This is a genomic window from Paenibacillus sp. GL_099_B, assembly GCF_057835695.1.
This window is the reverse complement of sequence record NZ_CM174430.1, coordinates 2,551,964-2,563,972: the sequence shown is the minus strand read 5'-3', so window position 1 is coordinate 2,563,972 and position 12,009 is coordinate 2,551,964. Positions and strand designations below refer to the sequence as shown.

Sequence of the window (12,009 nt, the reverse complement as noted above, 5' to 3'; positions counted from 1 at the left end):
TCCCGTACGGAGCGTTACAGTTCGTCGGTGTAGCTGGCCGTAAACGTATCATAAATAATTTCTTCATTCGGATTGTTGCGCAGTTCAATAATAATGTCAAAATCATTAAAATCATATTCAGACTCCTGCACAAAAATATCCGGATGTTCAATAACCTTGGTGCTTGGCATCGTCATGATGTCCTGTAACAGATTATAATGCCGTTCGCTTGAACGAATCGTACTGACAATTCCGTCAATGATAAACACATTGTTTGGATTCAATTCGTCCTCGGACATCTGGCTTCTTATGGTCTGACGAAGAAGTGTGGAGGAAACAAACGTCCAGCGCTTCATCGCACATACACTGCCCGCAATAATGGATTCCGTTTTGCCTACACGCGGCATTCCACGCAAACCAATGACTTGATTGCCTTCCCTCTTAAATACTTCACCCAAAAAGTCCACAAGTAACCCAAGTTCGTCCCGCGTAAAACGAAATGTTTTGCGATCATCCGAATCACGATCAATATAACGACCATGACGCACAGCCAGAATATCTACCAGTTTCGGTTGGCGCAAAGCAGACACAGTTATGCTGTTCACTTTGCCAAGCATTTCACCCAGCAGACGGATCTTCTCATCATCGTCCGATTCCAAAAGCATCCCCCGGGTTTTGCCTTCAACACCGTTGATGGTCAATATATTTACTTCAAGCATCCCCAGCATAGAGGCAATATCCCCTAAAAGGCCGGGTCTGTTCTTATGTATTTTATACTCCATATACCATTGTTTAGATTCCATTTAAACACCCCGTAAAGCATTATTCCACATTATTCGACAGTAACAGAACGCGTCCAATGGACGACAATCTGAGATATCTTCTAAAAATGGGTCACGTTAATGATATATAAAAAGAAAATGAATTACAAGAACAGGTCTGTAATCAATGTGTAATCATTAGAGAAAAGCCCCCTTGCGGGAGCTTTCCATCTGTAATCTTATGCGTTTTGTTTGGCCAATTTGACCATCAGGCACGCAATCGTACGACGTTCATTCTCGTCGCCGACTTCCCATAGTTCTTTCAATGCCCGGTTGGAAGGGTTCGCCGGATCTACTTTCTCATCCAGGAAGTCACCGATTTCATACGCAAGTTTGTTGATGGTTTCTTCATTCATCCCCATCTTCTCTGCTTGCTGTACGCGATCACCCAAAAACTTCTTCCAAGTGTCAAAACTCGTGAGCACCGTTTTGTCTGTTGACATGATAAATCCTCCTTTGCTTGACGCATGAGATTTAAAATCAACAGTTGTAATATGTGCTTCCCGGACATTTTATATACGAGCATTTTTGAATTAATCGAAGATCATCTACGAATCATTAATTTCCATCAAGAAACTACCCCGAAATTAAAACAAAATTGAATCCGCGCCCCCATATATTACGTGAGCCAGCCACCATTTGGACTTATAATCTGCCCATTAATGTATCCAGACTCGGGAAGTGCAAGGAAGTAGACCAGCGATGAGATTTCATCTGGCTGGGCGAGTCTTCCTGCCGGAATTTCCTCTTCTAGCATTTTTAGTTCATCTTGGTCCAAATGATTCAACATGGATGTTTGAACCGCACCGGGAGCTACAGCATTCACCGTTACGCCAGATGGAGCCAACTCTTTGGCAAGAGCTTTGGTGAATGCATTTACACCGCCTTTGGTTGTAGAATACAACACTTCACAAGAGGCACCCGACAGTCCCCAGATAGACGACACGTTAATGATTCGACCATATCTTTGGGAGATCATGTGAGGCATCATTTCCTGTGTACACAAGAACGTGCCTTTCAGGTTGATCGCCATCACTTCATCCCAGATTTCTTCCGTAACATCGGACAGCATTCCATAATGAGATATCCCTGCATTATTCACCAGAATATCCGGCATCAGCCCATGTGATTCCAGCTTCTCACGCATACGTTCAATTTGCTCCCGACTGCGAAGATCAGCAGACACCGTCATAACTTTACCACTGCCTTGTTCCATGCACCTTCTCGCAGCTTCATTAGCTGCTTCATGCGATTTCATATAGTGAATCACTACATTCATGCCCACCTTGGCAAAACGCTCTGCGATGGCCGCTCCAATGCCTCCGCTTGCGCCCGTTACAAGTACCGTCATTTCTCCAATTGGCTTCAATTGTCCTGTTCCCCTCTCCATATTAAGGACTCACGACAAGCGATATCGCCAGTTGATCCCAACGAATATGCTCTTTCAATCTGCGGTTTACCTCTTCCAGTGTAAGCGATTCATATAACGGGAGCATGTTGAAAAAATCACCACCACGGAATTGCTGCCGCGTGAATTCATTTGCAATGTTTTCTGGGGAATTGAGCATACGCAAATATCCACCTATTTTCTTTTTGCGTGCGCGCTCAAAGTCGGTTGCATCAAATCCTTTTTCCACAATAGCATCGACTTCTTCACGGATGCGGGCAAGCAGTTGATCCGGGTCTTTGGTGTCCCCGCCAATAGCAGAAAAAGCATATTGCGGCGAACTGTTATATTCATGTCCAAAGCTGTCCGAAATTAGGTCTTCATCATACAATTTTTGAAATAGCGGGGTACTGGAACCAAATAACAGATCCATCATTAGTTTGGTTGTCATATCTCGGCGCAACAGTTCTTCTCCGGTAAGTCCCACATCCGTTTCCTTAAAACCAAACAAACATTTGGGCAGGGAAACGGCCAATTTGGATTCACGTCTGGCTTCCCCCACTTGCTTAGGTTCCGGTTCAAATATCCGCTCGATTTTCCCTTGAGGCTTGTAATTTTTCTTTGCCTGGTTCGAACGAACCATATCGATCACTTCCTGCGGGTCTACTCCACCCACGACAAACAGAAGCATGTTGCTTGGATGATAAAAAGAGTTGTAACACGTGTACAACGTTTCTTTGGTTATGGTACCAATGGATTCAACGGTTCCTGCGATATCAATATGCACGGGATGTTTCTGATACATCGCCTCGATCAAGCCAAAATAAACGCGCCAATCCGGATTATCAGCATACATATTAATTTCCTGAGCGATGATCCCTTTTTCCTTTTCCACATTCTGATCGGTGAAGTAAGGATTTTGCACAAAATCAACTAATGTTTGTATATTTTCATTGACATGCTCCGTTGCCGAAAACAAATAAACCGTCTGGTCAAAACTGGTAAAGGCATTGGCAGAAGCTCCATGAGAAGCAAATGTTGCAAAAATATCGCCAGTTGGTTCTTCAAACATTTTGTGTTCCAGAAAATGAGCAATTCCGTCCGGAACCTTCACTTCTTCCTGTCCTTCAACCCGAAAATGATTGTCAACCGAACCGTATTTGGTTGCAAAAGTGGCATATGTTTTCTGGAATCCCGGTTTAGGCAAAATATAAACATGCAACCCGTTATCCATCACTTCGTAATACAGCGTTTCCTGCAAACGATCGTATGTTATGCTCTCCACCGACTATTCCCCCTTCTCATCACGCAAGAAATAAATCGTATCCAGACGGAATTTCTCTGCCGCCTCACGAACATTTTCTTTGCTGATCTGTTCTACCTGGGCCAGCAGTTCCTCGGCGGTCCGCTCTTTGCCGGATAACTGTCGATTGAAATCATAAGCAATCAGTTCAAATGCAGAATCCTGCATTTCCTTGAGCAAATTACGGATCATCGCTTTGGTCTGGGACATCTCCAGGTCAGTGATATTCCCGTTCTTCATTTCATCCAGCTGCTGCTTGATAATCATGACGGATTTTTCGTAATTGGGGATTTCTATCCCGGATTGGATCGTTGCAATACCCTTGTGTCCGTCATAACGCGAAGAGGCATAGTACGCCAGACTTTCTTTTTCACGAACATTAACAAACAGCTTGGAATGAGGATATCCTCCGAGAATGCCGTTATACATCAAAGCTGCTGCATACTGAGGGTCACCATATGTGATCGACGTGCGAAGCCCCATATTGAGCTTACCCTGATTAACATTAAGCCGTTCTACAACGGTTTCCACTTCTTTATCTCCACGAATAGCTTCCTGTGTGTGATAGTCGGAAGAGGTCGCACGTTCTACATTGAAATAACGCTGCACCAGATTCTCTACCTCTTCCAGCGTGGTGTCGCCCACCACATACAAGTCCATACTTGCCTGCTGTAACCATTCCTGATACGAAGCTGTCAATGTATCTGGATCAATGCCCGACAAATCCTTGCGCTCACCAAGTGGGTGCAAGCGGTATGGTTCGTTTTTACACATCTCCTCAATACTACGTTCCGCAGCATAACGCATTTTGTCATTGACGATGGACTCCAGCATTTTGCGAACAGTCTCCCGCTCAGCATGCACATAAGAGGTTCGGAAATGTCCATCCTCCTGTGCAGGACGTGTTAGTACCTCTCCCAGAAAAGCAAAAGAACGATCCAACAGTTGCTCGTCCCCGCCAACAAAGGAATCATTAATGGTGTCCATACGGAACTGTACGATCTGGTAATCGCCACGTTTATAGACGTCAAAGCCAAAACCCGCTCCATACAAATGTTCCAACTGTTCACGAAATTGCGTTGTTTCCGGATAGGATTCGGTCCCGCGCCGAAGCACGAAAGGTGTTAAGGCTACTTTGGTAACCGTATCTTCCTGCAGGGGAACCCCTGCGTAAAGTGATATCGCAAATGTCTTAAAACGTTTCGTAGGAAGAACATGTATGCGGAATTCTTTTCGGTTTCCTCGTTCAAATCCTGATGTATTCAAATGTCAAAACCCCTTTACGGCGTCATTTGTCGTGCAATAAGTGAAGCTTAAACGTAACAACCATTTTAACCCATTCAAAAGGCAAGAAGCAACCGAAGTCACGCCTTCTGGTTGCTTCCAAGATCATCACATACAGAATATATGCTGCCCGATTGTTTTCACCTGAGGACGTGTCCAGATCCATTTGGATGTAGCTGTCTTCGGATTAAAATAATAGAGGCATCCACCGGATGGGTCCCAACCATTCATCGCCTGTTCAACTGCTTTTTTAGCTTGTGCATTCGGTTCCAGATAAATCTGGCCATCTGCAACGGCGGTGAACGCACCCGGCTGGAAAATTACTCCTGACGGTGTGTTCGGGAAACTCGGCGATTTAACGCGATTCAGGATAACTGCCGCTACAGCCACTTGACCTTCAAACGGCTCTCCGCGAGATTCACCATATACGGCGTTAGCCATAATTTTGATTTCGTTCTCCGACAAACCCATGGAATTGGCTGAGCCCATATTGTCCTGCTCTTTATCCGCAGTATTGTTATTTTTTCCACTATCTCCTGAAGTTTGATCCTTGTGCAACGGTGTTTCTGTTGGCGACCATTGTTTTGAAGCATTGTAAAGTTTCAGCTTGGTTTTGGCTCCAACGACACCATCTGCCTTCATGCCGAATTCCGATTGAAACCATTTTACCGATTTCAATGTAGTGCTGCCGAAATTACTGTCAATTTTACCATTGTAAAATCCCAAATATTTCAGCCGGCCTTGAAGCTCGTATACATCCTGACCGTAACTTCCATATTTCACAGCATTGGTGCTAAAGGTGGGTAACGACTTCTCTTCGACTTGCGGGGTACTTGGGTTTGGACTTTCGGTTGCTGTATTCCCAGGAAGCAAATAACGAATTCCCAATGCGGACATCAGCAAAATAGCAGTGAAAAGCCATATGTTCATTTTTCGCATCGACTGTGCTCTACCTTTCTCTTGTGGGATTAACAGAATCGCTAAGGTTATTATGACAAGCATACTTCGTTCCTATGCACCAAATCCTCCGATCATTGGACATCATGGCAAATCTTCAGTCAAATGGCATGCAAAAAGCCCTCAACCAATAAGGTTAAGGGCTTGGATCGTTTACACATGCTGTGTGTTTACGAGCTTATTTTATTCTGTTGATACTGTTCCAGCGAGATCAATACTTCCCTTGGTTTGCTACCCTCGTAAGGACCGATTACGCCTCGGGCTTCCATGGAGTCAATCAAACGTGCTGCACGGGTATAACCAACTCGCATTCGGCGTTGCAGCAGAGAAACCGAGGCTTGCTTCGCCTCCAAAATAATCTGCACCGCCTGTTCGTATAACTCATCCTGCACTTCATCTGCTGCCTGAACGGAATCATCCACCTCAGGCACAATGGATTCGTCATACTGCGCTTCACCTTGACCACGCACGTAATTCACGATATTTTCAACTTCCTCATCACTCATGAAAGCGCCTTGTACACGAACCGGCTTCGAAGCTCCCATTGGCATGAACAGCATATCTCCACGACCCAACAACTTCTCGGCCCCACCCATATCCAGAATGGTTCGAGAATCCACTTGAGAGGATACACCGAAGGCAATCCGGGATGGGATGTTGGCTTTGATTACACCAGTGATAACATCCACAGAAGGACGCTGCGTGGCAATGATCAGATGGATACCGGCGGCACGCGCCATCTGAGCCAATCGGGCAATCGCATCTTCCACGTCACCCGCGGCAACCATCATGAGGTCAGCCAGCTCGTCCACGATAACAACGATGTAAGGCAAAACCGCCGCTGGGTTGTCTTTCATTAGATTGTTGTAACCTTCAACGTTACGTGTACCGGATTTGGAGAACAGCTCATACCTTTTCTCCATTTCAACAACGATCTTTTTGAGAGCAAGTGAAGCCCTTTTAGGATCAGTTACGACCGGTGCCATCAGATGCGGAATACCATTATATACGTTCAGCTCGACCATTTTGGGATCGACCATCAAAAATTTCACTTCATCCGGCTTCGCTTTGTACAGAATGCTGGTAATAATGCCATTGATACATACGGATTTACCTGAACCCGTCGCACCAGCCACCAGCAAATGGGGCATTCGAGCCAGATTACCGATGATCGTCTGTCCAGAGATATCTCGTCCAAATGCAATGGTTACTTTGGATTCGGCTTCCTGGAATGTGGCTGTCTCCATAACCTCCCGCATTGTTACTACGGATACCTCTCCATTAGGTACCTCAATACCGATAGCGGATTTACCGGGAATTGGAGCTTCCATTCGGATATCCTTTGCCGCCAGGGCTAATGCAATATCGTCTGTCAGACTTACAATTCTGCTGACCTTCACACCAATATCCGGTTGAATCTCATATCGTGTAACAGCAGGTCCTCTGACTACTTCAAGTACTTTGGCGCGAACACCGAAGCTTTCCAGCGTAGCTTCCAGCTTGCGTGCAGTCTGCATATAATCCTTCTGGTCGCCACCCTTGCCTCCATTGTTCGGCTTGGAAAGAAGCCTGAATGACGGAAGTTTATAAGGTTTCGGAGGTGGTGATGGAGGCTTAACAGGCTGCACTTCCTGCCCCTCCGTATCCGAAGCAACCGAACCTTGAGCCGAATTGCTCAACGTAGATTCAACGCCTGAAATAGCCTCACCAGCATCCATCACATCTGTTCCAGCATCCGCCACTCCAGTCAACTCATTGTTATCCACAAGTTCATCTGAAATCTTGATTGAAAGCTCTTCTCCCTGCATGTTATCCGTTAGATCATCTGGGAAAGGATACGCATCATCCAGATCATCATCTTTACTTGCATCCTCGGATCTGACATGCTCAAAGAAGTCACGGATAATTGGAGCTGAATTAGGTCTTGATTGCGCAGGAACTGCTGCGGGAGCCATAACATCGGATGCGATGTTTGGCTCGTCATGCCATGAATCTGCGAGCGTTTCCTGCTCGGCTCGGTAGACGATATGTTCCGTATCTAAAGAATCATCCTCGTCCACTCCACGCTCAGCCTTCGTCCGTTCCCGATCAGAACCCCATTTTCCAAAGAGTTGGAAAAATATCGGTGCTTTTCGTTTCGGTAGTTGCTGATCCTGCATATCATCGTCATCATCTTCCTCGTCGTCCACTGGAACAGGCACCACTTTACGGACATTCCCGTTTTTCTTGCCCGCAGAGCTTGAAGTGGCACGTGCTGCTGGTCTAGCTTCCAGCTTTTTGTACATCGCACTTCCTGCATCCCATATCTTGGTTCTGAAAATGCGAATTAGATCGACATAAGAAAGATTGGTAATCAGCATGAAACTGATAACGAACATGACGATCATAATTAATCGTGCCCCCAAGCTGCCAAACAACCACAAGAACAAGGCAAACTGCGCCGCTCCAATATAACCGCCGCTAATGTCCTTATTGAGCATCGAATCCCGTTCGCCCGGCGCAGCAGGCGTGAGCAACTCGGTTTGCATATCATTATGTATCTGTGTAAGTACAGCACCAGGCTCAAGAGCTCCAACCGGTATAAGCTTCTGGTGCATGGCAGAGACGGTACTCATCAGGGTTAAAGCAAACACCAGCAATACGAGCCCTGTCTTACGCGTTGTCCAGCCGCTTGGCCATTTTCGATGAATCATCACCATTAAGCCATAATAAATCCCTATAAGCGGAATCGCAAAATAGAACTTGCCAAGCATCAATCCAAACATCTTGGAAAGCGAGCGCCCTACGGTTGCTTCACCCGACAAAGCAATGACAGCAAGGGTAATAAGCACAATGCCGTAAATTTCATATTTTAAAACGCCGCTAAATGCTGCGGCCTTTTTTTTCCTCTTTTTTCTTCTGGCCAAAATCAGGTCACCCCCAGAAGAATATTATACCATACAAATATAATCCGTACATATGTTCTTTTTCTGCTCAATTTGTCTTATTTGGTCACGTTATGTTGGTCCCGGGTTACCCGAAAGTGGAACGATCGATCCGGGCATATTGGCGGGATTCAGATAAGCTTCCAAGGGGCATTCAAGTAAACGTACAATGACAGCTTCATTTTCATTAACAGGTCTGACCTGCATCAATAATCCGTTCATCTTGATCTCCCGGGTGTCTTCTCCCTCATTCCACATCCCTGACCACATCAGTTCAGGTGGCATCACTGTGTAGAGTGTCATTGGGTATAACCCCCTGCCTGCAGCGTCTGTCTTTTGTCTCCTATGAGCTGATTCAATTGAGCGATGGCCTGGCCGATCCCGCCTACGGCATCCATCAATCCATATTTAACCGCATCTGCGCTACCCACAGCTGTTCCGATATCGCGGTTGAGTTCACCTGTCTTAAACATCAGTTCCTTAAACATTTCTTCAGAGATATTGGAGTGCGACGTAACAAATCTTACGACACGTTCCTGCATCTTCTCCATGTACTCAAACGTCTGAGGCACGCCTATAACGAGTCCGTTCATACGGATCGGATGAATGGTCATTGTTGCACTACCCGCGATCAGGGAATAGGTTGAGGCTACTGCGATTGGAACCCCGATGCTGTGCCCTCCTCCAATGACGACGGTAACCGTAGGTTTGCTGAGTGAAGAAATCATTTCAGCAATAGCCAAACCCGCCTCTACATCTCCTCCTACCGTGTTTAAAATGATCAAAATGCCTTCGATTCGTTGGTTCTGCTCTGCTGCAACCAGCTGCGGAATGAGGTGTTCATACTTTGTTGTTTTGTTTTGCGGAGGTAAAATTAAATGCCCTTCCACCTGACCGATAATGGTCATACAGAAAATGTTCGATTCAGCTGCGGGTGACTGCGTCTGTCCAAATTGCTGAATAGCCTCCGTTACAGGTGACATGGCCTTTTCCTCTTGTGCAGGCACTTCCGGTGCCTCCGTGCTCGGTTGTTCCGATTTCGGTGTTTGCTTGTTTTTCATGTATTCGCTCATTCGATTACTCCCCTTCTCCAGAAACATGTAATGTATTTCCTTAGTATGGGGAATGTTCCAGCTGACTTATACCCGATTACTCATCTATTTCTCCATAATCTGGTGTAGGGCCAGAAAACAACAAAAAAAGCCCCTTCTCTACGAGGAACCGTCCAATATTACTCGTAGAGAAGGGGCGACTGTGTGCCTGAATTTATGTTTTTGTTTGATTTATTTTAAACTTCCATAATGATTGGCAAAATCATCGGTCTACGACGAGTTTGCTCATACAAGAAGCGTCCGAGTGCATCTTTAACATTCGTTTTGAGTGAAGCCCATTCGTTAACGTTCTCACTCATCAACTTCTGCAATGTGCTGCTGACGATACGATTGGCTTCATCAAGCAGTCCTTCCGATTCGCGTACATAGACAAATCCACGGGAGATGATGTCCGGACCGGAAACAATTTTTCCATCCTGTTTGCTCAGTGTTACCACGACAACCAGAATGCCATCCTGTGACAGCAATTTACGGTCACGCAATACGATGTTACCTACATCGCCTACACCCAAGCCGTCGATCAACACGTTACCTGCAGTAACTTTACCTGCCTTGCGTGCTGCTCCGCCTTGAATTTCAACCACTTCACCGATATCCGTAATGAAAATGTTGTCTGGATCAATACCTACAGATTCAGCCAATACCGCGTGGCGGCGTTGCATACGGAATTCACCGTGAATCGGCAGGAAATATTTCGGTTTCATCAGGTTAAGCATCAATTTCAGCTCTTCCTGGCTACCGTGACCGGATACGTGAACGCCACTGTTTGCACCGCTGTAATGCACGTTAGCACCTAGACGGAACAGTTCGTCAATCGTACGGCCTACATATTTCTCATTACCTGGAACTGGAGTTGCAGCAATAATTACTGTATCTCCAGGCAAAATATCTACTTTACGATGAGTAGAACGAGCCATACGTGTCAATGCTGACATCGGCTCGCCTTGGCTACCTGTGCAGAGAATTACTACACGGTCAGCAGCCATTTTGCCTACTTCTTCCGGCTCAATGATCATGCCGTCTGGAATCTCAAGGTAACCCAGTTCAGAAGCAATACCCACCACATTTACCATACTGCGTCCAATAACTGCAACTTTACGTCCAGTTACTTCAGCTGCATTGATAACCTGTTGAATCCGGTGTACGTTGGAAGCAAATGTTGCTACAACGACACGTTGGCTTGCTTTGCGGAAGATATCTTCCAGAACGATACCCACATTTTTCTCCGAAGGTGTAAATCCAGGTTTCTCTGCGTTGGTACTATCGGACAAGAGGGCAAGTACGCCATTGGTTCCGATCTGTGCCATACGCTGGAGATCTGCATATTGACCATTGACTGGAGTGTGGTCAAATTTGAAGTCACCTGTATGAACAACAGCGCCTTCCGGTGTTTCGACACATACGCCGACGGAATCCGGAATACTATGGTTAGTAGCGAAGAACGTTGCTTTCAATACAGAGCCGAGTTGGATCTCGGAATCCGCATCAATCAGGATGCGTTTTGTTTCACCCAGCAAATTGGCTTCTTTCAGCTTGTTCTCTACAAGTCCGAGAGTGAGCTTTGTTCCGTATACAGGAACATTCAAGTGTTTCAGAACATATGGCAGACCACCGATATGATCCTCATGTCCGTGAGTCAAAATAATACCTCTTACTTTGTCACGGTTTTCAGTCAGATAAGAAATGTCAGGAATGACAATATCGATTCCAAGCATATCTTCTTCCGGGAATTTAAGACCAGCATCTACGACTACAATGTCGTTCGCGTATTGGATGACGTACATATTTTTACCAATCTCGCCTACGCCGCCCAAAGCAAAAATCATCAGTTTATCGTTGTTATTTTTCTTAGACAAATGAATCTAAACCTCCTATGGTAGTTGGACGTCGTACCTTATTATTTTATTGTAAGTTAAGAAAAGCAGTCCATCACACCCATGCCCGTAAATAGGGATGAATGCAAAAGAGCACCTTTATTCACGATATTTGGAAGAAGTTCTTCGAAGTTATTCCCCTTCACCAACAAAATGGATTTTGAAATGATCCTTCTTAGCCGTTCCTTCCTTTTTCACCACAAAGCTACACCAAGAAACGATGTCGCTTTCAATTTCAAAAAAATACCGCACCCAGTCACTTGACATCATTATACATGATTAAAAACAAAAAAAACAAGTCACTCTCTCGTTAACCTCTAGGTTTGCCTCCAGTTGTGAAAAGAAACCTAACAATCATCGTCAAAAAA

General features: G+C 45.4%; 10 protein-coding genes. All 10 read right to left on the bottom strand.

Features of this window, described 5'->3' with window-relative positions; genetic code table 11:
• Positions 1-14: 14 nt before the first annotated feature.
• On the bottom strand, positions 15-782 hold the full coding sequence (locus AC3ITG_RS11955; protein WP_024630282.1) for a DUF3388 domain-containing protein: 768 nt from the start codon (positions 780-782) through the stop codon (positions 15-17).
• Between the two features lie 197 nt (positions 783-979).
• A complete protein-coding gene (locus AC3ITG_RS11950) occupies positions 980-1,243 on the bottom strand; it encodes a DUF3243 domain-containing protein (protein WP_053783846.1) in 264 nt (87 codons plus the stop codon).
• Between the two features lie 176 nt (positions 1,244-1,419).
• On the bottom strand, positions 1,420-2,190 hold the full coding sequence (gene ymfI, locus AC3ITG_RS11945) for an elongation factor P 5-aminopentanone reductase (RefSeq protein ID WP_076289541.1): 771 nt from the start codon (positions 2,188-2,190) through the stop codon (positions 1,420-1,422).
• 1 nt (position 2,191) lies between these two features.
• Complete coding sequence (gene yfmH, locus AC3ITG_RS11940) at positions 2,192-3,472, bottom strand: EF-P 5-aminopentanol modification-associated protein YfmH (RefSeq protein ID WP_413377564.1); 1,281 nt, start codon at positions 3,470-3,472, stop codon at positions 2,192-2,194.
• A gap of 3 nt (positions 3,473-3,475) precedes the next feature.
• On the bottom strand, positions 3,476-4,756 hold the full coding sequence (yfmF, locus tag AC3ITG_RS11935; protein WP_489253816.1) for an EF-P 5-aminopentanol modification-associated protein YfmF: 1,281 nt from the start codon (positions 4,754-4,756) through the stop codon (positions 3,476-3,478).
• A 126-nt stretch (positions 4,757-4,882) separates the two neighbouring features.
• Complete coding sequence (gene sleB, locus AC3ITG_RS11930) at positions 4,883-5,713, bottom strand: spore cortex-lytic enzyme (RefSeq protein ID WP_413377560.1); 831 nt, start codon at positions 5,711-5,713, stop codon at positions 4,883-4,885.
• A gap of 188 nt (positions 5,714-5,901) precedes the next feature.
• Positions 5,902-8,637 (bottom strand): FtsK/SpoIIIE family DNA translocase, encoded by a 2,736-nt coding sequence (locus AC3ITG_RS11925; protein WP_489253815.1) that lies wholly within the window; start codon positions 8,635-8,637, stop codon positions 5,902-5,904.
• 90 nt (positions 8,638-8,727) lie between these two features.
• Entirely contained in the window at positions 8,728-8,958 is a 231-nt protein-coding gene (locus AC3ITG_RS11920; RefSeq protein ID WP_489253814.1) for a YlzJ-like family protein, read from the bottom strand.
• Positions 8,955-9,728, bottom strand: coding sequence for a ClpP family protease (locus AC3ITG_RS11915; protein WP_489253813.1), 774 nt, complete (start codon positions 9,726-9,728; stop codon positions 8,955-8,957). The genes AC3ITG_RS11920 and AC3ITG_RS11915 overlap by 4 nt, the downstream gene beginning before the upstream one ends.
• A gap of 215 nt (positions 9,729-9,943) precedes the next feature.
• Entirely contained in the window at positions 9,944-11,623 is a 1,680-nt protein-coding gene (locus AC3ITG_RS11910) for a ribonuclease J (RefSeq protein ID WP_053783840.1), read from the bottom strand.
• Positions 11,624-12,009 lie beyond the last annotated feature (386 nt).